Consider the following 25,173-nt stretch of genomic DNA (forward strand, 5'->3'; position numbering starts at 1 on the left):
CGGCGACCAGCGCTTCTTCTACGGCTGGGCCCAGGTCTGGCAGTCGAAGTATCGCGACGAGGCGCTGAAGCAGCAGGTCGCCACCGACCCGCACTCGGCCGCCCAGTTCCGCGTCATCGGCCCGCTGCGGAACGTGGACGCCTGGTACGACGCCTTCGACGTCCAGCCGGGAACCAAATACTATCTGACGCCGGACCAGCGCGTTCGCATCTGGTAGGCGACGGGTCTTCTATAGACGGAAAAGGCCGGGGTTCGCCCCGGCCTTTTTCTTGCCTGCCTCGTCGCTGGCCCAAGGCTCCACGGGCCTTCAACCCCAAGGTCGCAACTGGATTTCAGGCATAGAAAAGCCCGCTGCGGGGGATACATCGCAGCGGGCTATCTTGCTCTTTAAAGAGCGGACGTTTCCTCCCCGAAACGCCTTCGAGTGCTGCGCGCTTGAGCAACGCTTGCTCTCGAGTGAGTTCATTTGACGCAAGGGCCGGTCGGTCGTCAACGGCCCGTTTCACCAAAGTCGAACTTTCTTCGACTTATCGCTGATAACCCATTTTCGTCGCCCAGTATTATCGAAACTTATTCGATAATAACCTTGATCGCCGTTATCAGCCCGTCGCGTCGGATCGTCATCTGGCCCGGGCGCGCGGCCTTCCAGGCGTCGTTGTCGGCGATGGCGGCGGCGGCGGCGCGCCCGGCGTCCAGGTCCTTGATCGTGACCTCGCCCGCCGCGATCTCGTCTCCGCCCAGGATGACCACGGCGGGGGCTCCGCGCCGGTCGGCGTATTTCATCTGGGCCTTCATGCCGGCGCGACCCAGATAAAGCTCGGCGGCGATCCCGGCGGCGCGCAGTTCGGCGACGGCGTCTAGATAGTGGGACATATCGTCCTCCGAGAAGACGATGACCACGACCGGGCCCCGCGTCGCATCCTCGGCGCCGCGACCGGCAGCGCGCAGGGCCGAGGCCAGACGCGACACGCCGAAGGAGAAACCGGTCGCCGGCACGCTCTGGCCGGTGAAGCGGGCGACCAGGTCGTCGTAGCGGCCGCCCCCGCCGATGGAGCCGAACCGCACCGGCCGGCCCTTGTCGTCGACGGTGTCCAGCAGCAGTTCGGCCTCGAACACGGCCCCTGTGTAATATTCCAGGCCCCGCACGATGGTCGGATCGAACTTGACCGCTTCCTGCCCGACCGACATGGCGTTCAGCGCCCGGTCGACGGAGGCCAGTTCGTTCAGCGCCGCCTCGCCCGCCGCGCCCAGGTCGCCCGAGCGGGCCACGGCGTCCAGGGTCTCGGCCCGCGACAGGCCCGGCGTATTGGCCGAGGCCAGGAAGGCTTCGATAGCCGCCGTGACCTTGGCGGGCAGTTGCGCGCCCTTGGTGTAGTCGCCGGACTCGTCCAGGCGGCCTTCGCCCAGCAGTTGGACCACGCCGTCCCAGCCCAGGCGGTCGAACTTGTCGATGGCGCGAAGGGCCGTCAGGCGCCGACCGGCCTCGGTCACGCCGCCCGCGTCGAACAGGCCGTCGAACAGCTTGCGGTTGGAGACGCGAATCTGGGCCTGGCCGGCGTCGAGCCCGGCGCCGCCCAGGCCCTCGCAGGCCATGGCGATGATTTCGGCGTCCGCTTCCGGCCGGTCCGAGCCGACGGTGTCGGCGTCGCATTGCCAGAACTCGCGGAAGCGGCCGGGGCCGGGCTTCTCGTTCCTCCAGACGGGGCCATACGCGTAGCGCCGGAACGGCTTGGGCAGGGTCTCCCAGGTCTGGGCCGCGAACCGGGCCAGGGGCGCGGTGTGGTCGTAGCGCAGGGCCATCCACTCGCCCGGCTCGTCCGACCCCGCGTCGTCCTGAAGCGCGAAGACGCCCTCGTTGGGACGGTCGGCGTCGGGCAGGAACTTGCCGAGCGCATCGGCGTATTCGAAGGCCGGCGTCTCCAGCGGCTCGAAACCCCAGCGCTCGTAGACCTGGGACACGCGCGCCACGATGCGGCGCTCGGCGGTCAGGTCGCGGCCGCGCTTGTCGGCGAAACCGCGAGGATTGCGCGCGAGGGGGCGGGTCGGACCCGAGGCTGACGAAGGGGTGTCGGCTTTGCTCATGGCGCGCGCTTAAGCCAAGGGGAGGGCGACCGCAAATTGCGCCGGCCAGGCTAGGCCCGCTCCGCCGGGCCTTTTCGGCGCAAGGGCTTGGCTGGAAACGATAAATCGGCGCGCCGGAGGAACCGGCCCCGAGGCCCTTCGTTGAAGCGTGGCATGACGCCCCACGCCCTTCTCGTCGCCCGGACCTGCAACACCTCGGATCGCCGCACCATCCGATGGTGGGAATGCGAACTGGTGGAGGACGGCGGGGCGCGGCGTCGTCATGATGGCGCCTTCTTTTCGATACGCGAAGCCCGAACCTGGGCCTCGGCCCAGGGCTATCCGGTCGCCGACGAAGGGGCGCAGGACGACGCGCGATGAGCCAGGCGAGGCCCGGCGCGCATCAGGACTCCAGCGTCTCCACCGTCAGATTGCCATTGGTGTAGACGCAGATTTCGGCGGCGATCTTCATCGCCTTTCTGGCGATCTGTTCGGCGTCGAGGTCGGTTTCCTCGATCAGGGCGCGGGCGGCCGACAGGGCGTAATTGCCGCCCGAGCCGACGGCCGCGACGCCGTATTCCGGCTCCAGCACGTCGCCGACGCCGGTGACGGTGAAGATCGACGACTTGTCCGCCACCAGCAGCATCGCCTCCAGGCGGCGCAGATAGCGGTCGGTGCGCCAGTCCTTGGCCAGGTCGACGCAGGCGCGGGCCAACTGGTCTGGATACTGCTCCAGCTTGGCCTCCAGCCGTTCGATCAGGGTGAAGGCGTCGGCCGTGGCGCCGGCGAAACCGGCCAGCACCTTGCCGCCGGCCAGTGTGCGCACCTTGCGCGCGGCGCCCTTGACGATGGTCGGGCCCATCGAGACCTGGCCGTCGCCGGCGATCACCGTGCGGCCGTTCTTGCGCACCGCCAGAATGGTCGTGCCGTGCCAGTCGGGAAAGGCGGATGCGGTCGGGTCGAAGGATCGGGTCATGTCCGACAGATGGACAGGACGGCGCGGCCGATCAAGCCCGGGCCTCGGAACCGATGCCGACGCGCGCCTGATGGCCCGGGTCGGGGCCCCGCCAGGACGATCGCTGGACGCCGGACCCCTGCTGCAATCTATTAATGCTCTTGGCCTAGCACTCTGCGGCCGGGCCGCGGCCCACAGTTGCGTATGAGTGAGTCCATGGCCCTGTTCCGCGTCGTCTATGTCAGCGAGGCCGCCGGCCCGGCCGCGTCCGGCCTGATGCCCCTGGTCGACATCATCGGCGTGTCGGACCGCAACAACCGGCGCGATCAGCTGACCGGCGTCCTGATGCGCCACGACGGCCGCTTCCTGCAGGTGCTGGAAGGCGCCCGCGTCGACCTGGACCGGACGCTTGCGCGCGTGCGGGCGGACGGCCGCCATTCCGGCCTGCGCATTGTCGATGACCGGGCCGTCGCCGCGCGGATGTTCCCCGACTGGGCCATGGCGCGCGTCGAGGCGACGCCGGGCATAGCGCATTTCCTGGCGTCGGACTTCGAAGGGACCGACGGGGAGGCCGCGCTGGACCGACTGCTGGCCGAGATCGCGCCTGCGGCGGCGGGCGCCGTGTGACGGTCGCCCCTCGCGATCCCTCGCCGGGATCGCTAGATGGGGGCGTGATCTTTTCCGAAGACGAAGTCGAACGCTATGCGCGCCACCTGGTCCTGTCCGAGGTGGGCGGGCCGGGGCAGCAGGCGCTGAAGCGCGCGCGCGTGCTGATCGTCGGCGTCGGCGGCGTGGGCTCGCCTGCCGCCCTCTATCTGGCGGCGGCGGGCGTGGGGACGCTCGGGCTGATCGACGACGATGCGGTGGGCCTGTCCAATCTTCAGCGCCAGATCGCCTTTTCGACCGACGAGGTCGGGAAGGCCAAGGTCGCGGCGGCGGCGGATCGGCTGAGGGGGCTGAACCCTCATGTCGCCGTCGAAACTCACGCCGAACGCCTGACCCCGGCCAATGCGACCGAGCGGATCGCGGCCTACGACCTGGTGCTGGACGGAACCGACGATTTCCAGACGCGGCTGTGCGTCAACGCCGCCTGCGTGGCGGCGGGCCGCCCCTTGGTGTCGGGCGCCCTGGGGCGCTGGAGCGGACAGGTCGGGGTGTTCGCCGGCCGGCCCTGCTATCAATGTCTGGTTCCCGATATTCCGCCGGATGCGGAGACTTGCGCCCGCGTCGGGGTGGTCGGCGCCCTGGCCGGGGTGATCGGGTCCATGGCGGCCCTGGAGGCGATCAAGCTGATCGCCGGGGCGGGCCAGACGCTGACGGGGCGGCTGATGCTCTACGACGGCCTGGCGGGCGCGGGGCGCACGGTCCGGGTCGCGGCCGATCCGACCTGTCCGGTCTGCGGCGGCGGACAGGTCAGGCGGCGTTGAGGAAGCGCACGTCGGCCAGGTCCAGATCGTTCAGCGGCGCGGCGAACCCCAGGGCGGGATTGCTCAGAACCGTGACCAGCCGCTCGCCGCAATAGAGATACAGGGTCTCGAACCCGGCCCAGTTGCGCGCCACGTCCTCGAGCGCCCGATTGGCCGACTGATCGTCCGAGGCGTCCAGAACGCAGATGTCCCTGACCGGCGCGCCGGGCAGGTTGACGATGCAATAGTAGGAATCCAACGCGATACTTCCTTGAACAGGACGCCGGAAACGAAGTCCGTCCGGGGCGGTTCCGCTGATGCCCGTGGTTTTCGACAGCCGTATAAGGCGCGTTCGACAGACGTGTGAAAAGAGGAGGCCCGATGGCCCGCAGACCCGCCGCGCCCAAACGTCTGAACGCCGCCAATCTGAGCGGACTGGGGGCGGACCGGCTGGGCGAGCTGCTGATGCAGGCGGCCGATGCGGACCCGATCCTGAAACGTCGTCTGCGGCTGATCCTGGCGGGAGAGGCGGGCGCGGACGCCCTGGCGCTGGAGTTGGACAAACGATTGGCGACCCTGGCGGCCGGCCGGGCGCGGGTGTCGTGGCGCAAGCGGCCCGACCTCCTGCGCGATCTGGCGGTCCTGAACGAAGGCGTCGAGACCCTGAGCCGCCTGTCGCCCGCCGAGGGGCTGGAGCGTCGTCTGGCCTGGTTCGACCTGTTCCGCAGTCTGTCGATGCGGGTCAAGGATCCGCGCGGCGAGGTGGCGGACGCCTTCGAAACAGCCGCGCCGGCGCTTTGGCGGGCGGCCGAGGCGGCCATCGAGGGCGATTCCGGGGTCGCCGAACGCCTGGTCCAGGCGATCCAGGACCATCCGCTGGACTACGCCCGCTGGATCGGCGCGGGCGGCGAGGCCCTGACCCCGCCCGTGGCGCGTCGTCTGTTGGAGGGGTTGGACACGGCGTCCGGCGCGCGCGGGATTCGCACGGTCCTGCGGCGCCTGGCCGACCGGGCGGACGACTTGAATCTGTGGCTGTCGCTGGTCACGCCGGAGGAGCGCGGATCGCCCGACTTCGCCGCCGTCATGGCGCGACGCCTGCTGATCGCGGGCCGTGTCGCCGAGGCGCGCAAGGCGCTGGAGGCCGCGTTGCAACCGTCGCCGGCCAATCGCCATTGGACCTTCGGCCGCTCGCCAAGCGGCGCCCCGCGCCTGACCTCGGCGTGGGAGGCCGCCTCGATCGACCTGATGGAGGCGGAGGGCCGCAAGGACGAGGCGCAGGAATTGCGCTGGGCCTTGTTCGAACGCGACCTGTCGGCCCCGGCGCTGCGGGCCTATCTGGCCCGCCTGCCCGACTTCGACGACGTGGAGGCGCTGGATCGCGCCCTGGCCCATGCTGCCGCCTATGCGGATTTCGAGACGGCGCTCGGGTTTCTGATGGACTGGCCCGCCCACCGCGAGGCCGCCGCCCTGGTCGAGCGTCGGATCGGGGAGGTGCGCGCGCCTCTGCCCCTCAAGGCCGATTGGGCGGCGCGGCTGGGGCAAAAATACCCCCAGGCCGCCGAGCGGCTGCTGGCCTCGGCCTAAAGCATCGCCGGGATGACGCGGTCGGGCGGGCGGTGGCCGTTCTGATAGGTCATGACATTGGCGATGACGCGGTCGCCCATGTCCTGACGCGCCTCCAGCGTCGCCGAACCCAGGTGGGGCAGAAGCACCACGTTCGGCTGGCCCAACAGGCCGGGATGGATGTCCGGCTCGTTCTCGAACACGTCCAGTCCCACGCCGGAGACCGCCCGCATGGCCACGGCCTGGGCCAGGGCCGCCTCGTCGATCAGTTCGCCGCGCGCCGTGTTGATCAGGATGGCGTGGGGCTGGAGCCTGGACAGCCGTGCGGCCGACAGCAGGTGATGGGTGTCCTTGGTCGCCGGGCAATTCAGCGACACGATGTCCATCCGCGCCAGCATCTGGTCCAGATCGTCCCAATAGGTCCCGCCCAGTTCTTCCTCGATCAGGGCCGGGACGGGCTTGCGGTTGTGATAATGGACCTGCAGGCCGAAGGCCTTGGCGCGGCGGGCCAGGGCCTGGCCGATCCGGCCCATGCCCACGATCCCCAGCCGCTTGCCCCACAGCTTGCGCCCGCACATCCAGGTCGGGGTCCAGCCCTCGAACCGGCCCTCGGCGACGACCTGGGCGCCCTCGACGATGCGGCGGCTGACGGCCAGGATCAGGCTCATGGCCAAGTCGGCGGTGTCCTCGGTCAGGACGCCGGGGGTGTTGGTGACGATGATGCCGCGCGCCACCGCCGCGTCGATGTCGATATGGTCCACGCCCGCGCCGAAGTTGGCGATCATCTTCAACTGCTCGCCCGCCCCATTGATCAGGTCGGCGTCGATGACGTCGGTGATGGTGGGCACCAGAACCTCGGCGCGCTGGACGGCGGCGGTCAGGGCGGCGCGGTCCATCGGCTGGTCCTTCAGGTTCAACTCGGCGTCGAACAGCTCGCGCATCCGCGTCTCGACGGCGTCGGGCAGACGTCTGGTTAATACGACCTTAAGCTTGCGGGCGGACATTCTGGGCCTTGGTTTGCGGGCGGCGGTTCTTAAGGGACGAAAGCCCGCGCGACGGGTCGTTCCATCCAGTGTCTAGCAAAGCCGCCGCCATCTTCCAAAGTCTGCGACGCCGCATCGCCGCCGTTCTCGCCGTTCTGGGTCTGGGCGTCCTGCTCGGCGTGGGAACCGGCGCGGGCGCGACCATGCCCGACGGGCGCCCCACGCCCACGGGACTTCAGGTGCCGCGCTGGATCTCGCTGAAGTCGTCGCACGTGCGCGCGCGCCAGGGACCGGGTCTGGACTATCCGATCCTGTGGGAATACCGCGCCGCCGGCCTGCCGGTGCAGGTGGTCGCTGAGACCAGCGAGTGGCGCAAGATCTGCGACCCCGACGGGGCCGTGGCCTGGATCCACCGCACCGTGTCCTCGGGGCGGCGCTATGTCTTCAACACGACGGCCCAGGAAATCCCCATCCGCTCGGGCCGGTCCGAGACCGCTTCCGTCCGCGCCCGGCTGTCGCCGCGCGCCCTGATCGCCCTGGACGAATGCGAGGACGGCTGGTGCAAGGTCCGGGCGCGTCGGATGGAAGGCTGGACGCCCCAGCGCGCGGTGTTCGGCACCCAGGAACGGGCCCTGTGCAACGCCAACCGGCCGGCAGGCGCCGGCCGCAACTGACGCCCCGCTGTTGAGCGAAGCGGCGCGGTCGTGTAACCCGCGCGCAACGCCTTAAGAAACGGAAGCGCCTTGACCCAGTCCCAATATCCCTCGTCCTTCGATCACGAGGCCCTGCTCGCCTCGGGCCGCGGCGAACTGTTCGGTCCGGGCAATGCTCAGCTGCCCGCCCCGCCGATGCTGATGTTCGACCGGATCGTCACGATCAATGCGGATGGCGGCGACCACGGCAAGGGCTATGTCGAGGCCGAACTGGACATCAATCCGGAGCTCTGGTTCTTCCAGTGCCACTTCATCGGCGATCCGGTCATGCCGGGCTGCCTGGGCCTGGACGCCATGTGGCAGTTGGTCGGCTTCTATCTGGGCTGGATCGGCGGGCCAGGCCGCGGGCGCGCGCTCGGCGTCGGCGAGGTCAAGTTCACCGGCCAGGTGACGCCGGACGTCAAGAAGGTGGTCTACAGGATCCACCTGAAGCGCGTCATCAACAGGAAGCTGGTCATGGGCATCGCCGATGGCGTGCTGGAGGCCGACGGCCAGGTCATCTACACCTGCAACGACATGCGGGTGGGACTATTTGGCGCCGCCAAGGATGAGCCAATCGGCGGCTGAGCCCCTATATTCCGTCGCGAGGCGGAGGACCTTCGGGTCGAAAGCATTCAGAAGGAAACACCATGCGTCGTGTCGTCGTCACCGGCCTGGGCATCGTCTCCTCCATCGGCCATGGCGCCGAGGAAGTGACCCAATCGCTGCGGGAGGCGCGGTCGGGCGTCGTCCACGCCTCCGATCACGCCAAATACGGCTTCCGCAGCCAGGTCTGGGCGCCGCCCAGGATCGGTCCGTGGGAAGAACTGGTCGATCGTCGCGCCGCCCGTTTCCTGGCCAACGGCACGGCCTGGGCGCACATCGCCTTCGAAGAGGCGCTGAAGTCGTCGGGCATGACGGCGGACGAGATCAAGGACGACCGCATCGGCCTGATCGTGGGCGAGGGCGGCCCCTCGACCCAGGTGATCCTGCAGGCGGCGGCGACCACGGTCGAGAAGTCCTCGCCCAAGCGCATCGGCCCGTTCGCCGTGCCCAAGGCCATGGCCAGCGGTCCTTCGGCGGTGCTGTCGACCTGGTTCCAGATGCGCGGGATCAACTATTCGATCTCCTCGGCCTGCGCGACCTCGGCCCACTGCATCGGCGCCGGGGTCGAACAGATCCAGTGGGGCAAGCAGGACGTGGTCTTCGCCGGCGGCTGCGAGGACATCGACTGGTCCATGTCGAATATGTTCGACGCCATGGGCGCCATGTCGTCCGACTTCAACGCGACCCCATCGGTCGCCTCGCGCGCCTATGACAAGGATCGCGACGGCTTCGTCATCGCAGGCGGCGCGGGGATCGTGGTGCTGGAGGAATACGAGCGGGCCAGGGCGCGCGGCGCGACCATTTACGCCGAAGTCACCGGCTATGGCGCCAACGCTGACGGCTACGACATGGTGGCCCCCTCGGGCGAGGGCGCCCAGCGCTGCATGAAGATCGCGCTGGAACAGGCCGGCAATCCGAAGATCGACTATCTGAACCCGCACGGCACCTCGACCCCCGTGGGCGACGCCAAGGAGATGGAGGCCGTCCGGGCCGTCTTCGGCGACCAGACGCCGATGATCTCCTCGACCAAGTCGCTGACGGGCCACAGCCTGGGCGCGGCGGGGGCGCAGGAAGCCATCTACTGCCTGTTGATGATGCAGAACGGCTTCGCCGCCGAAAGCGCCCATATCGAAAACCTCGATCCGGCCTTCGAGGGGATGCCGATCCTGCGCCAGCGCCACGACGGCGAACTGACCCACGTCATGTCCAACAGCTTCGGCTTCGGCGGCACCAACGGCACGCTGATCCTGTCCAAGGTTTGAGGCCGCCTGCGTATTTTACGTCATCCCAAGGCTTGTCCTCGGATCCAGACTCCCCGGGCGCGCAACGGCGGCGCACCCTTTGGATAGACCGGGCGTATTCGTCTCAAGCGACATCCTGAGGGAGAACGCGGCCCTGAACGCAAGCCTGATCGCCGAGGTGCTGGCGCGGAAGCGCGGCTGACGCACCCACAGGCGGGGTTCAATCGTAGCGCACGCCGCTGAGATAGAGGCCGGCGGAAGGGGCGACGGGGCCGCAGCGGGCGCGGTCCTTCGCCTCCAGCGCCGCCTTGACGTCGCGGGCGGTCCAGCGGCCCAGGCCCACTTCGACCAGGGTGCCGGCCATCGACCGGACCTGACGGTGCAGGAAGCTGCGCGCCTGGAAGACCAGGTGCACCTCCTCGCCGAAGCGGCTGACGCGGGCCACGTCCAGCGACTTGACCGGCGACTTGGACTGGCAGGCCACGTCGCGGAAGGTGGTGAAGTCGTGATGGCCCACCAGGACCTGGGCGGCATGGTGCATGGCCTCGGCGTCCAGCGTCTTCTTGACGTGCCAGACCCGGTCGCGCTCCAGCACCGGCTGGGGGCGGCGGTTCAGGATGCGGTACAGATAGCCCCGCCCGGTGGCCGAAAACCGGGCGTGCCAGTCGGGATCGGGCGCATAGGCGGCCTCCAGCACGCAGACGTCCTGGCGCGCCAGATGGGCGTTCATCGCGTTCAGGACCGTGGCGGGGGGCCAGTCGCGCTCCAGATCGGCGTGGATCACCTGGGCCGTCGCATGGACGCCGGTGTCGGTGCGCCCGGCGGCGGCGATGCGGATGCGTTCGCCGGAAAAGGCGTGGACGGCGTCCTCGATCGCCCCCTGCACCGTCGACTGGCCGTCCTGGGCCTGAAAGCCGTTGTAGGCCGTGCCGTCGTATTCGAGGATCAGCTTGTAGCGCGGCATCAGCCGAGCACGGTCCCGGCCGTCAGGGGAAAGCCGCGCAGCATCTCCTCGGCCGATTGCGCCGCCTTGCCCTCGCGCTGGACGCGGATCAGACGCACGGCGCCGTCGCCGCAGGCCACGGTCAGGGCGTCATCCAGCACCGTTGCCGCAGCGCCTGAGCCGGCTGCCAGGGCGGACAGCAGGGCCTTGATCCGCACCGGACCCGTCGCGGAGGGCGCCTCGAACCAGGCGCCGGGGAAGGGCGACAGGCCGCGGATATGGGCGTCGATCTCGGCCGCCGGGCGGGTCCAGTCGATCCGGGTCTCGGCCGGCGTGATCTTCCTGGCGTAGGTCGGCCCGCCGACCTGATCCGATGGCGTGACCCCGCCGCGTTCGATGGCGGCCAGGGCGCGGGGCCAGAGCGCGGCGCCGACATGGGCCATGCGCTCGGACAGGGTCGCGGCCGTGTCGTCGGGATGAATGTCCATCCGTTCGCTGAGCAGGATCGGACCCTCGTCCAGCCCTTCGCTCATCTGCATGATCTGGACGCCGGTCTGCCTGTCCCCGGCCATGATGGCCCGCTGGATCGGGGCCGCTCCGCGCCAGCGCGGAAGCAGGGAGCCATGCAGGTTCAGGCACCCCAGACGCGGCGCCTCCAGGACCTCCGGCTTCAGGATCTGGCCGTAGGCGACCACGCAGGCGGCGTCCAGGTCCAGGCTCTGGAAGGTCTCGACCACCTCCCGGGCCTTCATCGATTCCGGCGTGAAGACAGGCAGGGCCATGGTCTCGGCGAAGGCGTGGACCGGCGACGGCGTCAGCTTCTGGCCCCGGCCCCTGGGGCGCGGCGGCTGCGAATAGACGGCGACGATCTCGTGGCCCGAGGCGATCAACTCGGCCAGGGACGGCACGGCGAAGTCGGGAGTTCCCATGAAGGCAAGGCGCATGGGCACGCCTTTAGAACGTTGCGGCGCTTACTGCCAGCGGGTGAAGACGCCGCCGCCTTCGTCCCACTCGCCGCCCGCGTCCAGGGCGTCGTCGAAGTCCAGCAGCCGGTCCAGCAGCAGGCCCGCGACCACGCCGATCAGGGCCACGCCCGCCAGGGTCGCCACGCCGGCGACGCCGACCTTCTGGCTGCGCGTCAGGCGACGACGGCCTTCGGTGTCGATGACCAGCGACTGGCCGCGGCGCGGAAGGGGGCGGGCGGTGCGTTTCATCAGGCGGCGATCCTGTCCTTGGCGGCCTTCTTGACCTTGGTCACGGCGCGATCCCGCTTCAACCGCGACAGGTGGTCGATGAAGAGCACGCCGTTCAAATGGTCCATCTCGTGCTGGATGCAGACGGCGTAGAGACCTTCGGCCTCCTCCTCCACCGACTGACCGTCACGGTTCAGATAGCGAATGCGGACGCGGGCGGGGCGTTCCACCTTGTCGAAATACTCCGGGATCGACAGACAGCCTTCCTCGTAGGTGAAAAGCTCGTCCGAAGCCCACAGGATTTCGGGGTTGGCGAAGAAGCGCGGGTTCTTGCGCGCCTCGGCGTTTTCGGCGGCCTCTTCCTCGGTCTCGCAGACCACGCCGTCCTTGTCGCCCAGATCCATGACGATGACCCGGTCCAGGGCCCCGATCTGCACGGCGGCCAGGCCGATGCCGGGCGCGTCGTACATGGTCTCCAGCATGTCGTCCATCAGGGCGCGGACGGCGTCGTCCACCGCCGCCACGGGCTTGGAGACCTGCTTCAGGATCGCCAGGTCGGCGGCGTTGTCGATGGTGAGGATGCGTCGGATGGCCATGGCCGGGACGTAGGCGCGCCCCGGCGCCAGGTCAAGATTTCCCAGCGGCGGGCTTGGATTTGTCGCGCCCTTTCCGCCCCGTTTCAGGCCTTGTCGGGAAGCGCGCGGGGCTTGCGATCTTGGTCGATGGCGACATAGGTGAAGACGCCCTGGGTCACGCGCGCCGAGGCGGCCTGGGGCTGGCCCCGCGCGCGCTTCCAGGCCTCGACATGGACGCGGATCGAGGTGCGGCCCGAGCCGATGACATGGGCGTAGATGCTGACCTCGTCGCCGACCGAGACGGGCTGGTGGAAGACCATGCTGTCCAACGCCACTGTGGCGCAGCGCCCGCAGGCCAGTTCGAACGCCGGGGTCGCCCCCGCCAGGTCCATATGCGCCAGCAGCCAGCCGCCGAAGATGTCGCCTTCGGGGTTGGTGTCGGCGGGCATGGCGATGATGCGGCCGACGGGCTGGAAGGCGGGCGGCTGTTCGGGGGCGTCGGACATGGGGAAAAGCCTTGTGAGCGGGGAGACGGGGTCCTTAACGCGGCTTTCGCCGCTTGTCGCGTGCGGTCGGCCTCGGCGGGGCTGACGGTTCCGGCGCGTCCGGCACGGAAAGCGACAGGCGCGAGGCGCGGATCGGCTGGGCGTCGCGCAGCGCCCGCCAGGCGGCCCCCAGTTCCATCGCCGTCAGCAGATGATCCCGGGTCAGGACCTCGCGGCGCGAGGCCCTGAGGCGGGCGATGTCGCCCAGCAGACGCGAGGCGGCGCGCAAATCCTCGCGTTCGGATCGCGCGCCCAGATCTTGAAGGCGCGCGAAGCGCCAGCCCTGCTCCGGCGGATGCTCCAGCGCCAGGGCGAACCGCTCCTGGGGCGTCAGTTCGGCGGCGACGAAACGCCAGCCGTCGCCGTCCGTCCCGCGTCGGTAGTGGCCGCCCTGAGTGGGCAACCCCCCTTTGGCGTAGATGTCCAAAGCGCCGGCCTCGATCTCGTCCAGCGCAAGGCTGAGCGGATCGGGCTCGGCCGGCGCCGCCTCCGGCCGCTCGAACGGATTGACCCGGTCGGCGGGCGGGACGTCGGCGGGCCTTTGTCGAAACAGGCCCCGGATCGACAGTCGCCCGCCTGCCACGGGCTCAGTTGTTGTTCAGCGTGCTGGTCACGGACACGTCGTAGACCACGCGCGTCAGGCTCTGCACCACTTCGAAGAATTTGCGCATCTCCGCGGCGCCGGCCAGGGGCACGTAGATCACGTCCTCGGGCATGACCTGCATATTGGTCGCGGCGAAGACATTGGCGGCGTCGGCGAAGTCCAACTGGTACACCACCGGAACACCGCGCGGGGTGGCGGGCTGGCTGATCCCCAGGGCCTGGGCCACTTCGGGGCGTTCGAAACGGAAGATCAGCACCCGGCGCGCATTGGCCGTATTGGTGTTCAAGCCGCCGACCTTGGACATGGCCCCCGTAAGGGTCATCGGACCGGCCGGCATGTCGACCTGGGTCACGGCGTTCAGACCGCCGAAAGTGGAGAAGCGGCGGGGCTTGTACTGGACGTTGACCACGTCGCCGCGTTGCAGGCGCACGTTCTCGCCGAACTCGGTCGTGACCGCCGACAAGGGGGCGGTGTAGGTGCGGCCTTCGCGCTGGATGCTGATAATCAGGTCGTCGGTGGTGCGGGCCGATCCGCCGGCCGCCGCGATGACGTCCAGGATGCGGTCGCTGTTGACGCCCAGCGGCGCGCGGCCCGGCTGGCGCACGTCGCCCAGCACATTGACGGTGTTGGAGGCATTGCCGACGACCGAGACCAGCACCTGAGGATTGGCGACCTTGCCGACCAGGGCGCGCCGGATGGCCGCCGCCGCCTGGGTGGAGGTCAGGCCCTGGACGCGGACCTGGCCGCCGAACGGGATCGTAACCGATCCGCTGCGGTCGACCGTCGCCCCCGGCAAGGCCTGATTGCCGCCCGACAGGGTCGCGGCGCTGCGGCCCGACGTCGAGCCGGCCCCCAGGCTTCCGCCGAACAGCGACCCGGACGGGTCGAAGATGGAGATGGCCAGGGTGTCGCCCTCGCCGATCACATCGGCGGGCTGGTCGCTGGAGCCGGCGGCCAGGGAGCCGAAGAATTGGGGCGGAACCTGTTTGATCCGCTCCGTCACCTCATAGGTCAGCGGCACCAGGGCGTAGCTGCCCAGGGTCGAGGCGGTGGTGGCCCCGGCGTTGACCGAGGCGCCCGACGGCCCGTCGCGCGGCAGGGTGGAGCAGCCGCCTAGGATGGCGACGATGGCAAGCGGCAGGATGGTGCGCGTCATGAAGCGGGAAAGCCCTTGTTCGCGGATTGATTACAAGCCTTTGACCGCGCTCGCCAGAGGCGAAGCGCGTCCAAGTCCGATGGCCTCGGCGACGATGCGGAAATGTCCGCTCCAGGCCGGGGCGGCGTAGACCGAGGCGGGGCCGGCCGGTGCGAAGGTCGCGCGCTCGATAGCCTCCATCCAGCCCAGCCCGTCCAGCGGGTCGATCAATTCGGCGTCCGGCGTCAGCTCGCGGTGCGGCGGAATATCGGAGGCGATCAGCCTCAGCCCCATGGCGCAGGCCTCCACCGCGGGCAGGTCGAACCCTTCGACAGACGACGGCGCCAGGACCGCCCGCGCGCCGCGCATCAGCCGGGCCAGGGCGGCGTCCGACAGGTTGGACGCCTGGTGCACCACCCCTTGCAGATTGGGCGAGCGTTGCAGGTGGTCCAGCACCGCCTCGTTCTCCCAGCCATAGCGCCCGACCAGCACCAGAGACGGCGTCCGCTCGCCCAGCCGTTCCTCCAGCCGCCGCCAGAGGGTCAGAAGCAGCGCCAGGTTCTTGCGCGCCTCGATGGTGCCGACATGGACGAAATAGGGCCGGGGCGCTGCGATCGCGTCGCCGGCGGCGAAGGCCGGCTCCAGGCCCAGGTGGGCGACGTGGATCGGCGGCCGAGGCAGGCCTTCCCTTCTGGCGAAGGCCTGCAACTCCTCGCCCGTATAGGCCGAGTTGACGATGATCCGGCTGGCGTGGCGCAGGGTGTTGGCGACGCGGGCGTGGTGTTTGTCGCCGTCGCCCGGTCGGCAGAATTCGGGATGGGTGATGGGGATCAGATCGTGGATCAGCACGACGCGTTCGATCCCCGCCGCCTCCAGGGCCTTGAGCGCCGTAGGCTCGTGCAGGGTGGTATGGCCGACATTCAGATAGAGGTCGGCGTCGGGCAAGGGCGCGACATAGCGGGAGCGGAAGAATTGCTTCAGCACCCGCCCCTTGTCGGCGGGCCTGTCCTGGACCGGCGCCGGCGGGGCCCCGATGACGGACACAGCCGGGCGCGTCGGCGCCGTCAGCGCGTCCAGCAGCCGCGCCTCGTGCGCCCGGTCGGCCGGCGCAGCGGCGGCGCCGTTCCAGCGGCGGCGCAGATCGGCGACGAAGCGGCCGAACCAGGCCGGATCGACCGGCGCGAGCCGATTCTTGCGGCCCCGCACCGGCAGGACGGCGACGCCGGGCGCTCCCAGCAACCATTCGGCATAGGCCAGACAGACCCGGTCCACGCCGGTCGGAGCGGAACGGTCGGCCCGGCTCATCAGCCGGCTGGCGTCATAGAGAATACGCATGATCAGGCGACGTAGCCGGCCTGCATCAGTTCGGCGATATGGACGATGGCGGTTGGCCGACCGTCCTCGACCACGAACAGATTGGCGATCTTGTTGGCCGTCAGCAGGTCGACCACGTCGCTCATCCGCGCGTCGGGATCGACGGTGATCGGATTGGCGCCCATGATGTCGGACGCCTTCAGATTGGTCGTGTCGCGCTGGAAGGCGCGGCGCAGGTCGCCGTCGGTGACGATCCCGGCCAGGGCGCCGTTTTCGTCCAGCACCGCCACGGCCCCCTTGCGTCCCTCGGTGATGGCGGAGACGACTTCGCCGAAATCGGCGTTCAGCGGCACGCTGGCCGGCGCGGCGGCGTTGTCGCCCATCCATTCCCGCACGCTCTGCAGGCTCATGCCCAGGGCGCCGCCCGGATGGTGCAGGCCGAAATCCATGGCCGTGAACTGGCGCCGGTCCATCAGCACCATGGCCAGGGCGTCGCCCAGCGCCAGGGTCATCAAGGTCGATGTGGTCGGCGCCAGGCCGTTGGGACAGGCCTCGGCGACGCGCGGCATGGTCAGGCAGACGGCCGCGTTGCGGCCCAGGAAGCTGGCCGGCCGTTGGGTTATGGCGATCACTGGAATGTCGTTGCGCTGGCAATAGATCAGCGGATCGCGCAGTTCGCGGCTCTCGCCCGAGTTGGAAATGGCCAGAAGCGTCACGTCGGGCCGCAGCATCCCCAGGTCGCCGTGGCTCATTTCCGCCGGGTGGACGAAGAAGGCGCTGGTGCCGGTCGAGGCCAGGGTCGCGGCGATCTTGCCGCCGATATGGCCCGACTTGCCCATGCCCGTGACCACCACATAGCCCGGCCGGCTCATGATCACGTCGACCGCGCGGGCCAGGGATACGTCGATGGACCGCTCCAGCGCCTCCAGCGCTTCGACGTTCAGCCGGACCACCTCGCGGGCGCGATCGGTCATGGCGGCGATGTCCTGGGGGGCGGAATGGACGATCTCGGTCATTGTCTCAGCGGCCCGCAACCGGGCGCTCCTTGTTTACGCGGCGCGCGCTCCGCGAGAGTTGCGGACATCGGCGCGCGTCTCCCTTTCAGACGACTTTGTCGGTTTCGGGTCAACCTTTGCCGCCCTGGCGTGTTAGCGTTGCTGGGGAAGTTGATTAAAGAGTCTGACGATCCATGCCGTCTCACGCCGGAGCCGCCGAACTGTTGCTTGCGCGCCCCCCTGTCGTCGCCGACGGGATCGCGCTGTTTCTCGACATGGACGGGGTGCTGGCCCCGATGGCCCCGACGCCCGATGCGGTCGGGCCGGTCGCGCGGCGCACCGCGGCGCTGAAGGCGGTCGAGGCCCGACTCGACGGGCGCGTGGCCATCGTCAGCGGCCGCACCATCGCGGAGATCGACCGGATTTCCGACAACGCCCTGGTGTCCGGCTCGGGCGTTCACGGCCTGGAGCGCCGGTTGAAGGACGGCTCGATCCAGCGACGCGTCGCCGACCCGGGCGTGGCGCGCGCGCTCGCCGCCTTCAGGGTCTTCGCCGCCGACCATCCGGGGGTGATCGTCGAGGACAAGGGCGTGTCGGTCGGCCTGCACTACCGCCTGGCCCCCGACGCCGCCGGCCCGGCGAAGGCGCTGGCGCGGGCACTGGTCGACCAGACGGGCCTGGCCTGCCAGCCTGGGCATATGGTGGTGGAGCTTAAGACCCCCGGCGCAGACAAGGGCGCCGCCGTAACCGCCTTCATGCACGAGGCGCCGTTCCAGGGCGCGGTCCCGGTCATGCTGGGCGACGACCTGACCGACGAATACGGATTCGAGGCCGCGGCGGCGCTGGGCGGCTACGGCGTTCTGGTCGGCCCCGAGCGGGATACGGCGGCGCGATACCGCCTGGACGACGTGGACGATGTCCTGACCTGGCTCGAAGCCGTAGCGGAGGCCTGATCCGATGACGCCCAACCTGGACCTCTTTCCCATCGGCAATTGCGCGGTCAGCGCCCTGATCGACCGCCGGGGCCGTTTCGTCTGGGCCTGCGCGCCCCGGGTCGACGGCGATCCGGTCTTCTCGGCCCTGATGGACGGATCGGACCCCGACCACGGCTTCTGGGCGATCGAGATGGACGGGATGGCCGTGATCGAACAGGCCTATGTCCGCAACACCCCCGTCCTGCGCACCGTGATGAGGGCCAAGGACGGGTCGTCGTGCGAGATCATCGACTTCGCCCCCCGCCATCCGAAACATTCGCGGACCTATCGGCCGCTGGCCTTCGCGCGCATCGTGCGGCCGTTGTCGGGCACGCCGCGCATCCGCGTCCGGCTGCGGCCCGCGACCGACTGGGGCGCGCGGCCCGCGCCCCACACCTCAGGCTCCAACCACATCCGCTATCGGTGCGCCGAGGTGACGTTCCGCCTGACCACCGACTGTCCGGTGTCGCACGTTCTGGAGGAAAGGGTGTTCCGCCTGGAACGGCCGCACGCCTTCTTCCTGGGGCCGGACGAGGGTTACGATCAGGACGTGGGTCATGGCGTCCAGGCGGCGCTGGACCGCACCGTCGCCTATTGGCAGGATTGGGTGCGCAAACTCTATCTGCCGCTGGATTATCAGGAGGCGGTGATCCGGGCGGCGATCACCCTGAAACTGTGCGCCTACGAGGAGACGGGGGCCATCGTCGCCGCCATGACGACCTCGGTGCCCGAGTTCAAGGAGAGCGGGCGCAACTGGGACTACCGCTACTGCTGGATCCGCGACGCCTATTATACGGTGCGGGCGCTGAATCGGCTGGGCGCTGTGGACATCCTGGAGAATTATCTCGTCTATCTCAGGAACCTGGTCGACGATTCCGCAGGCGGCCACGTCCAGCCGGTCTATGGCGTGGGACTGGAGCCGGGCATCGGCGAAAGCATCGTCGAGACGGTCGAGGGGTATCGCGGCATGAAGCCGGTGCGGATCGGCAATCAGGCCCACGAGCATCTGCAACACGACGTATACGGACAGATCGTCCTGCCACTGGTTCAGGCCTTCTACGACCAGCGGCTGCTGCGGCCCGGCACCATCGACGACTTCCATGCGCTGGAGAAGGTCGGCGAGCGGGCCTTCGCCATGCATGACCAGACCGACGCCGGCCTGTGGGAGTTCCGCACCATCGCGCGGGTCCACACCTATTCGTCGGTGATGTGCTGGGCCGCCTGCGACCGGCTGGCCAAGGCGGCGGAGCATCTGGGCCTGCCGCACCGGGCCGAAGTCTGGCGCGAGCGGGCGCGCCTCATCCGCGAACGGATCGAGGCCGAGGCCTATCTGCCCGACGAAGGCCGGTTCGCCGCCAGCTTCGGCGGGCGCGAGCTGGACGCCTCTCTGCTGCAGATGACCGACCTGAGCTTCCTGGAGGCGCACGACCCCCGTCAGGTCGCCACCTTCGACGCCATCGAGCGCGATCTGAAGAAGGGGCCGTTTCTGTTCCGCTATGTCGAGCCGGACGACTTCGGCGAACCGGAGACCGCCTTCAACTTCTGCACCTTCTGGTTCATCGAGGCGCTGCATCAGAACGGCCGGATCGAAGAGGCCCGCGCCATCTTCGAGGAGATGCTGAACCGTCGCACCGTCGCCGGCCTGCTCAGCGAGGATATTTCGATCGAGGACGGCGAACTGTGGGGCAACTACCCCCAGACCTATTCCCTGGTCGGCATCATCAATTGCGCCGTGTTGTTGAGCCGATCCTGGACCGACGTGCGTTGATCTGTCTGGCCCCGGGCCCGGGGTCGCCGAACGAAGTGGAATCATGAGCCGACTGATCGTCGTTTCCAACCGGGTGTCCGCCCCGACGGACCCTGCCGCCGGGTCCGCCGGCGGCCTGGCCATGGCCCTGTCCGCGGCGCTGCGAAAATACGACGGCCTGTGGTTCGGCTGGTCCGGCGAAACGGTCGAGCAATGGACCGGCGAGGTGAAGATCGAGGATCGCGCCGGCGTCACCGTGGGCCTGGTCGATCTGGAGGCCCAGGACGTCGATGAATACTACAACGGCTACGCCAACAAGACGCTGTGGCCGCTGTTCCATCACCGGATCGACCTGGCCCAGTACGAACGGTCCTATGGCGAAGGCTACGAGCGGGTGAACCGCCGCTTCGCCGAGGTGCTGGTCCCGTTGATCCAGCCGGACGACATCATCTGGATCCATGATTATCACATGATCCCGATGGCGCGGGATCTGCGCCGCCTGGGGGTCAAGAACCGGATCGGCTTCTTCCTGCACACGCCTTGGCCGGCGCGCCAGCTCCTGGTGACGCTGCCCCACCACCGCCGCCTGGTGGAATCGATGTTCGCCTTCGACCTGATCGGCTTCCACACCCGCGAATGGAGCGATCTGTTCACCGACTATGTCGTGTCTGAGGCGCAGGGCGAACTGTTCGGCCACGGCGGGCTGGAGTGTTTCGGCCGCCGCGTCCAGACCGGGGTCTTTCCGATCGGCATCGACGTGGACGGCTTCCTGGCGGCGCGCAATTCGACCCTCGGGGCGCGGACCTATGACCGGATGGCGGCCTCTGCGGCGTTTCGGTCGATGATCGTGGGCGTGGACCGGCTGGACTATTCCAAGGGGCTGGAGGAGCGGCTCCTGGGTTACGAGCAGTTTCTTCAGGACAACGCCTCGATGCGCGGCGAGGTCTTCCTGTTGCAGGTCACGCCGATCTCGCGCGACGACGTGGACAGCTATCAGGACATCCGCGCGCGGCTGGACGCCCTGGCGGGGCGGATCAACGGCGCCTTCGCCGACATGGACTGGCAGCCGATTCGCTATCTGAACCGCACCTATCGCCGGGACCAGCTGGCGGGAATCTATCGCGCGGCGCGGGTCGGGTTGGTGACGCCGCTGCGCGACGGCATGAACCTGGTGGCCAAGGAATATGTCGCCGCCCAGAACCCGGACGATCCCGGCGTGCTGATCCTGTCGCGCTTCGCCGGCGCGGCGGAGCAGATGGGCGAGGCCCTGCTGGTCAATCCCTACAGCCGCGAGGAGCTGTCCGACGCCATCCAGAAGGCCCTGACCATGCCCAAGGCCGAGCGGATACGGAAATGGGAGGCCCTGATGCAGGTGGTGCGCGACACCGACGTCGGCATCTGGCGCGACGACTTCGTGCGGGCGCTGCAGGGCGTTCAGGTCGCGGCCGAACCCCTGGCGGGCGCCGCCTGATCGTCAGCCAAGGTCGAACGCCAGCAGCAGGGTGCGCTGGGCCGGGCTGAAGTTGTCGTCCGACAGGATGTAGAGCCGCGTCTTGCCGTTCCTGGTCTCGGCGGCGATCCCTTCGAAATTATCGGTGACGCCGGGCAGCTTCAGTTCGATCAGCACCGGCCCCAGGGTTCCGTCGGGGGCCAGGCGACGCACATGGGCGCGGGCGTCGATGGGCGCGCGATAGCGGCGCTGGACGACGAACCATCCCCGCCCCGACGGATCGCGGTCGATACCGGTGATGCGGTATTCGCTGTCGGGGATCGGGGCGCCGGGCGGCGGCGTCACGACGACGCAGCGGGCGGGCGAACAGTCCCACAGGCCGCCGGCCTCGCCCGAGACCCGCCAGCCGTTCGGCGCCGCCGCCAGCCCTTCCATCCCGTCGTTCTCGGCGAAGGCGAAGTCGGGCGACCGCACCGGCGTCGGCCGGTCGCTCAGCCCGGTCAGCGGACCATAGTTCCAGATTCGGTGACGCCGCTCGAAACTGACCAGCAGATCGCCGGATTCGGTCAGGACCAGACCCTCGGCGTCGCCGTCCGACTTGTCCGAAATCGGCTGGCCGTCCTGGAGCGTCAGCCGCCGCGTGCGCAGACGGTCCAGCCCGATCAGACGCCCCTGCCCATCCAGCCGGATGTCGGCTTGCGCCAGGTCGCCCACGTCCGACACCGAGATCAGGCCGCCGTCGCCGGTCAGCTTCAGGTCCGACAGGCTGTGCAGAGGCGAGGTCGGCGCCGCGAGGATGTTCAGCCCGCCCGCGAAATGCACGCCGGACGCCAGCTTGGCCCCGCCGGGCAGACCCAGGCCGACGCTTCTCAGTTCCGCCGCGGCCGGGGTCCAGCCGTCCGCCGCCAGCGGATAGGGACGCGGCGCGCCCAGGGACGCGGCGCAGGCCGTCAGCGACAGGGCGGCCCACAGGACCGCCAGACGACGAAAACGGCTCATGCTGCCGCCTTGCGGCGCGACCGGCGCGCGGGCGCCGCCCCTTCGTTCTCGAACAATTCGGCCAGTTTCTCGGTCATGGCCCCGGCCAGCTGTTCGACGTCGACGATGGTCAGGGCGCGGCGATACCAGCGGGTCACGTCATGGCCGATGCCGATGGCCAGCAGTTCGACCGGCGATCGGTTCTCGATCTCGGCTATGACCTGGCGCAGGTGCTTGTCCAGATAAAGCGCGGCGTTGGCCGACTGGGTCGAATCGTCGACCGGCGATCCGTCGGAGATGACCATCAGGATGCGGCGCTGCTCGGAGCGGGCCAAGAGGCGGCCATGCGCCCATTGCAGGGCCTCGCCGTCGATGTTCTCCTTCAGCAGGCCCTCGCGCATCATCAGGCCCAGGCTCTTCTTGGCGCGGCGCCACGGCGCGTCGGCGGCCTTGTAGATGATGTGGCGCAGGTCGTTCAGCCGCCCCGGATTGGGGGGCTTGCCGGCGCTGATCCAGGCTTCCCGACTTTGTCCGCCCTTCCAGGCGCGAGTGGTGAATCCCAGAATCTCGACCTTGACGCCGCATCGCTCCAGCGTGCGCGCCAGGATGTCGGCGCAGACCGCCGCCACCATGATCGGCCGTCCCCGCATCGAACCGGAATTGTCAAGCAGCAGGGTGACGACGGTGTCGCGGAACGGGCTTTCGCTCTCGGCCTTGAAGGACAGGGGGGCGGTCGGGTCGGTGACGATCCGCGTCAGGCGGGCGGTGTCCAGCATCCCCTCTTCCAGGTCGAAGATCCAGGCGCGGTTCTGCTGGGCCAGGAGGCGGCGTTGCAGCTTGTTGGCCAGCCGCGACACGACGCTGGACAGGATGGCCAGCTGGCCGTCCAGCAGGGCGCGCAACCGATCCAACTCGACCGGGTCGCACAGGTCGGCGGCGTCCACCACCTCGTCGAAGGCGGTGGTGAAGACGCGGTAGACGTCGACGGCGTGGCCGTCGTCGGCGGCCTGCTGCCGGTTGGGCTGCTGGCCCTCCTGCAGTTCGGGGCCTTCGTCCGAGCCTTCGCCGTCGGGGTCGGCGGGGGCGCCGTCGGGGCGGCTTTCTCGCTCATCATCCGAAGACTGATCGTCGGCGTCGCCCTCCATCGACTGGGAGCCTTCGCCGCCGTCCTCTTCCTCCTCCTGGTCCTGATCGTCGTCGGCGGCGGGATCCTGGGGATCGGGCTCCTCGTCGCCGGGGTCTTCGGCCGCGTCCTCGCCGCGTCCGTCGCCTGGGTCCAGGTCCAGCGCGCGCAGCACCTCGTGCATCTTGCGGGCGAAGGCCTCCTGGTCGTCCGCGATCCCGGTCAGGGCGTCCAGACGGCCGCCGGCCTTGGCCTCGATCCCGGCGCGCACCAGGTCCAGCATGGCCTTGGCCCCGTCGGGCGCCGGACGCCCGGTCAGCCGCTCGCGCACCAGAAGGGCCAAGGCCTCGGACATGGGCACCCGCTCGGCCTCGTTGATCCTCAGGGCGCCGGTCTTTTCCAGCCGGGTCGCCAGGGCGGCGCCCAGATTGTCGCGCACCCCGGCCAGATGCTCCGACCCGACGGCCTCGATGCGGGCCTGTTCAACCGCATCGAACACCTCGGCCGCCTTGGCGTCGGCGGGCCGCATCCGGCCGTCGACCGCCGTGTCGTGGTTGGCCAGCCGCAGGGCCAGCCTGTCGGCCTGGCCGCGCAGGGACGCGCTTTCGGGGCCGGACGGGTCGCGCGGCGGATGGGGCAGGGTCAGGACGCCGTTCGCCAGGCGCGGCCCGTCCGAACCGAAGGCCACCTCCAGCTCGGGCTGTTCGGCCAGGGCCCGCGCGGTCTGGCCCAGCGCGCGCTTGAAGGTTTCGGCGGGGGTGTCCGGGGCGGCCATGCCCTTCAGTTAGTCGGTTCGCGCCGGCGATAAAAGCGCCGTCAGCCCGGTTTTCGCAGCGGCAGCCGCCGCCCGTGGGTCAGGCTGCGCCACAGCCATTCGGTCGGCCCCATCTGGAAGCGCGACAGCCACAGCGGCGACCAGGTCAACTGCAGGGCCCAGACGCCGATAACCACGGCCCACAGCATCGGCCGATCCACCTGTCCCATCAGCCCCAGTCCCCGTCCCCCATAGAACAGGCTGGTCATGATGATCGACTGGGCCAGATAGTTGGTCAGGGCCATCCGCCCCGTCGCCGCCAGCGGCCTCAGCGCCCCCGCCCGTCCCGCCTTCCAGATCAGGATCAGGACCGAGGCGTAGGCCAGGCCGATTAGCGGGTTCAGCAGCCCCTCGACCCCCGCCGTCCACATCATCTCCATACGCGCCACATCGTCCGTCCAGGTCAGGCCGCAGACCACGACCAGGGCCGCCGCCCCCGCCGCTGCGACCCGGCGGTACAGGCGCGCGGGCAGGGCGCCGCTCAAAAATCCGGTCTTGAACAGCCCTAGGCCGATCATCATCAGCCCCACGGTCGGAAAGACGAAGATTGTCAGACTGGACAGCTGCAACTGCGTCCAGGCCTTGAAGTTCTGGCGATAGGCGCCGGCCAGGGATCCGGCCGCATCGGCGATGTCGGCCTTCACCTGGGCGATCTGGGCGGCGGCGGGGGTCATCTGAGCGGCGATCCGCGCCTGCACATCGGCCGGCGCGAACTGCAGGCTGAGCGGCCCGGCGATCTGCACCAGGGAAAAGAGGCCGAACAACACCAGCCCGACCCGAAACAGAACGACCGGCCGCCACGACCGCGCCAGCATCACGAACAGCCCCGACCAGGCGTAGAGCAACAGCACGTCCCCCCACCAGATCGCCAGCCCGTGGATCAGGGCGATCGCGACCAGCCAGGACAGCCGTCGCCGCAACAGGCGCCCGCGCCGGACGTCTCCGCGCTCCCCGCCGACCAGAAACAGCGAGGCGCCGAACAACATCGAGAACAGCGAGATGAATTTCTGGTGGAACAGGGCGTCCACGATCCACTGCGCCGCCGCCGAGACGCCTGTCTCTGGAAAGGGCCACAGTCCCGGATTTCCATAGGCCGACAGGGTGACGGCGAAGCCGTCCGCATTGACCGCCAATATGCCCAGCACCGCCAGTCCGCGCACCAGGTCCAGGGTGGCGATGCGTTCCGCGGCGGGCTCGGCCTGCGCGTCCGGCCGGGTTTGCGAGTGCGGCATTCTGCGGACCCCCCGATCCTCGATCGGCTCCAGCTTTCCGCGCG

General features: G+C 69.3%; 27 protein-coding genes. 11 read left to right on the top strand and 16 right to left on the bottom strand.

All coding sequences use genetic code 11. From position 1 onward, the window contains the following. A partial coding sequence (locus tag DI624_RS07165; protein WP_291537061.1) for a M13-type metalloendopeptidase occupies nucleotides 1-217 on the top strand: 217 nt, incomplete at its 5' end. A gap of 353 nt (nucleotides 218-570) precedes the next feature. On the opposite strand, the gene hisS is transcribed toward DI624_RS07165, so the two are convergent. Next, nucleotides 571-2,082, bottom strand: a complete 1,512-nt coding sequence (gene hisS, locus DI624_RS07170) for a histidine--tRNA ligase (protein ID WP_291537063.1) — start codon at nucleotides 2,080-2,082, stop codon at nucleotides 571-573. 153 nt (nucleotides 2,083-2,235) lie between these two features. Between hisS and DI624_RS07175 the strand changes: the two genes are divergently transcribed. Next, nucleotides 2,236-2,442, top strand: a complete 207-nt coding sequence (locus DI624_RS07175) for a hypothetical protein (RefSeq protein WP_291537064.1) — start codon at nucleotides 2,236-2,238, stop codon at nucleotides 2,440-2,442. 22 nt (nucleotides 2,443-2,464) lie between these two features. Here DI624_RS07175 and hslV read toward each other — a convergent pair whose 3' ends face one another. Then, nucleotides 2,465-3,037, bottom strand: coding sequence for an ATP-dependent protease subunit HslV (hslV, locus tag DI624_RS07180; protein WP_291537065.1), 573 nt, complete (start codon nucleotides 3,035-3,037; stop codon nucleotides 2,465-2,467). A 195-nt stretch (nucleotides 3,038-3,232) separates the two neighbouring features. Here hslV and DI624_RS07185 point away from each other — a divergent pair, with 195 nt between their 5' ends. Then, the gene (locus DI624_RS07185; protein ID WP_291537067.1) at nucleotides 3,233-3,643 is read left to right on the top strand and encodes a BLUF domain-containing protein; all 411 of its coding nucleotides are present in this window, start codon (nucleotides 3,233-3,235) and stop codon (nucleotides 3,641-3,643) included. A 44-nt stretch (nucleotides 3,644-3,687) separates the two neighbouring features. After that, the gene (locus DI624_RS07190) at nucleotides 3,688-4,443 is read left to right on the top strand and encodes a molybdopterin-synthase adenylyltransferase MoeB (protein ID WP_291537068.1); all 756 of its coding nucleotides are present in this window, start codon (nucleotides 3,688-3,690) and stop codon (nucleotides 4,441-4,443) included. On the opposite strand, the gene DI624_RS07195 is transcribed toward DI624_RS07190, so the two are convergent. Next, nucleotides 4,430-4,681: a hypothetical protein gene (locus tag DI624_RS07195; protein WP_291537069.1), complete on the bottom strand. Its 252-nt coding sequence runs from the start codon at nucleotides 4,679-4,681 to the stop codon at nucleotides 4,430-4,432. The genes DI624_RS07190 and DI624_RS07195 overlap by 14 nt on opposite strands. Nucleotides 4,682-4,803: 122 nt before the next feature. On the opposite strand from DI624_RS07195, the gene DI624_RS07200 reads away from it, so the two are divergent. Beyond that, nucleotides 4,804-6,006 (top strand): DUF6880 family protein, encoded by a 1,203-nt coding sequence (locus DI624_RS07200; RefSeq protein ID WP_291537070.1) that lies wholly within the window; start codon nucleotides 4,804-4,806, stop codon nucleotides 6,004-6,006. On the opposite strand, the gene DI624_RS07205 is transcribed toward DI624_RS07200, so the two are convergent. Continuing rightward, nucleotides 6,003-6,989, bottom strand: coding sequence for a D-glycerate dehydrogenase (locus DI624_RS07205; protein ID WP_291537072.1), 987 nt, complete (start codon nucleotides 6,987-6,989; stop codon nucleotides 6,003-6,005). The two genes, DI624_RS07200 and DI624_RS07205, sit on opposite strands and share 4 nt — an antisense overlap. Nucleotides 6,990-7,057: 68 nt before the next feature. On the opposite strand from DI624_RS07205, the gene DI624_RS07210 reads away from it, so the two are divergent. From DI624_RS07210 to fabB, 3 genes are all read left to right on the top strand, one after another. After that, a complete protein-coding gene (locus DI624_RS07210; RefSeq protein ID WP_291537073.1) occupies nucleotides 7,058-7,642 on the top strand; it encodes an SH3 domain-containing protein in 585 nt (194 codons plus the stop codon). A gap of 69 nt (nucleotides 7,643-7,711) precedes the next feature. Then, nucleotides 7,712-8,248 (top strand): 3-hydroxyacyl-[acyl-carrier-protein] dehydratase FabA, encoded by a 537-nt coding sequence (gene fabA, locus DI624_RS07215; RefSeq protein WP_291537074.1) that lies wholly within the window; start codon nucleotides 7,712-7,714, stop codon nucleotides 8,246-8,248. Between the two features lie 62 nt (nucleotides 8,249-8,310). Beyond that, nucleotides 8,311-9,528 carry a beta-ketoacyl-ACP synthase I gene (fabB, locus tag DI624_RS07220; RefSeq protein WP_291537075.1) on the top strand — a complete coding sequence of 406 codons (1,218 nt, stop codon included), beginning with the start codon at nucleotides 8,311-8,313 and terminating at the stop codon, nucleotides 9,526-9,528. Between the two features lie 199 nt (nucleotides 9,529-9,727). Here fabB and truA read toward each other — a convergent pair whose 3' ends face one another. The 9 genes from truA to DI624_RS07265 all read right to left on the bottom strand — a co-directional run bounded on the left by truA (nucleotide 9,728) and on the right by DI624_RS07265 (nucleotide 16,832). Then, a complete protein-coding gene (gene truA, locus DI624_RS07225; RefSeq protein ID WP_291537076.1) occupies nucleotides 9,728-10,471 on the bottom strand; it encodes a tRNA pseudouridine(38-40) synthase TruA in 744 nt (247 codons plus the stop codon). After that, nucleotides 10,471-11,394: a methionyl-tRNA formyltransferase gene (gene fmt, locus DI624_RS07230; RefSeq protein WP_291537077.1), complete on the bottom strand. Its 924-nt coding sequence runs from the start codon at nucleotides 11,392-11,394 to the stop codon at nucleotides 10,471-10,473. The genes truA and fmt overlap by 1 nt, the downstream gene beginning before the upstream one ends. A gap of 27 nt (nucleotides 11,395-11,421) precedes the next feature. Continuing rightward, nucleotides 11,422-11,664 (bottom strand): hypothetical protein, encoded by a 243-nt coding sequence (locus DI624_RS07235; protein WP_291537078.1) that lies wholly within the window; start codon nucleotides 11,662-11,664, stop codon nucleotides 11,422-11,424. Beyond that, the gene (def, locus tag DI624_RS07240; RefSeq protein ID WP_291537079.1) at nucleotides 11,664-12,239 is read right to left on the bottom strand and encodes a peptide deformylase; all 576 of its coding nucleotides are present in this window, start codon (nucleotides 12,237-12,239) and stop codon (nucleotides 11,664-11,666) included. The genes DI624_RS07235 and def overlap by 1 nt, the downstream gene beginning before the upstream one ends. Before the next feature lie 83 nt (nucleotides 12,240-12,322). After that, nucleotides 12,323-12,724 carry an acyl-CoA thioesterase gene (locus DI624_RS07245; protein WP_291537080.1) on the bottom strand — a complete coding sequence of 134 codons (402 nt, stop codon included), beginning with the start codon at nucleotides 12,722-12,724 and terminating at the stop codon, nucleotides 12,323-12,325. A 34-nt stretch (nucleotides 12,725-12,758) separates the two neighbouring features. Then, on the bottom strand, nucleotides 12,759-13,346 hold the full coding sequence (locus DI624_RS07250; RefSeq protein WP_291537081.1) for a hypothetical protein: 588 nt from the start codon (nucleotides 13,344-13,346) through the stop codon (nucleotides 12,759-12,761). Nucleotides 13,347-13,350: 4 nt separating this feature from the next. Next, the gene (locus DI624_RS07255) at nucleotides 13,351-14,523 is read right to left on the bottom strand and encodes a polysaccharide biosynthesis/export family protein (RefSeq protein WP_291537082.1); all 1,173 of its coding nucleotides are present in this window, start codon (nucleotides 14,521-14,523) and stop codon (nucleotides 13,351-13,353) included. Nucleotides 14,524-14,553: 30 nt separating this feature from the next. Further along, complete coding sequence (locus tag DI624_RS07260; protein ID WP_291537083.1) at nucleotides 14,554-15,837, bottom strand: glycosyltransferase family 1 protein; 1,284 nt, start codon at nucleotides 15,835-15,837, stop codon at nucleotides 14,554-14,556. A gap of 2 nt (nucleotides 15,838-15,839) precedes the next feature. Continuing rightward, the gene (locus tag DI624_RS07265) at nucleotides 15,840-16,832 is read right to left on the bottom strand and encodes a KpsF/GutQ family sugar-phosphate isomerase (protein ID WP_291537085.1); all 993 of its coding nucleotides are present in this window, start codon (nucleotides 16,830-16,832) and stop codon (nucleotides 15,840-15,842) included. 173 nt (nucleotides 16,833-17,005) lie between these two features. On the opposite strand from DI624_RS07265, the gene otsB reads away from it, so the two are divergent. The 3 genes from otsB to DI624_RS07280 are packed head-to-tail and all read left to right on the top strand — an operon-like array spanning nucleotide 17,006 to nucleotide 21,003. Next, entirely contained in the window at nucleotides 17,006-17,764 is a 759-nt protein-coding gene (otsB, locus tag DI624_RS07270; protein WP_291537086.1) for a trehalose-phosphatase, read from the top strand. 4 nt (nucleotides 17,765-17,768) lie between these two features. Next, nucleotides 17,769-19,553, top strand: coding sequence for a glycoside hydrolase family 15 protein (locus DI624_RS07275; protein ID WP_291537087.1), 1,785 nt, complete (start codon nucleotides 17,769-17,771; stop codon nucleotides 19,551-19,553). 43 nt (nucleotides 19,554-19,596) lie between these two features. Beyond that, nucleotides 19,597-21,003 carry a trehalose-6-phosphate synthase gene (locus tag DI624_RS07280; protein ID WP_291537088.1) on the top strand — a complete coding sequence of 469 codons (1,407 nt, stop codon included), beginning with the start codon at nucleotides 19,597-19,599 and terminating at the stop codon, nucleotides 21,001-21,003. Between the two features lie 3 nt (nucleotides 21,004-21,006). On the opposite strand, the gene DI624_RS07285 is transcribed toward DI624_RS07280, so the two are convergent. From DI624_RS07285 to DI624_RS07295, 3 genes are read right to left on the bottom strand one after another with little or no spacing between them, the layout of a single operon-like run. After that, the gene (locus tag DI624_RS07285; protein WP_291537089.1) at nucleotides 21,007-21,981 is read right to left on the bottom strand and encodes an esterase-like activity of phytase family protein; all 975 of its coding nucleotides are present in this window, start codon (nucleotides 21,979-21,981) and stop codon (nucleotides 21,007-21,009) included. Next, nucleotides 21,978-23,858 carry a cobaltochelatase subunit CobT gene (cobT, locus tag DI624_RS07290; RefSeq protein ID WP_291537090.1) on the bottom strand — a complete coding sequence of 627 codons (1,881 nt, stop codon included), beginning with the start codon at nucleotides 23,856-23,858 and terminating at the stop codon, nucleotides 21,978-21,980. The genes DI624_RS07285 and cobT overlap by 4 nt, the downstream gene beginning before the upstream one ends. Nucleotides 23,859-23,899: 41 nt before the next feature. Next, nucleotides 23,900-25,129 carry a DUF418 domain-containing protein gene (locus DI624_RS07295; protein ID WP_291537091.1) on the bottom strand — a complete coding sequence of 410 codons (1,230 nt, stop codon included), beginning with the start codon at nucleotides 25,127-25,129 and terminating at the stop codon, nucleotides 23,900-23,902. Nucleotides 25,130-25,173 lie beyond the last annotated feature (44 nt).

It is taken from the genome of Brevundimonas sp., assembly GCF_003248455.1.
GTDB lineage: Bacteria > Pseudomonadota > Alphaproteobacteria > Caulobacterales > Caulobacteraceae > Brevundimonas.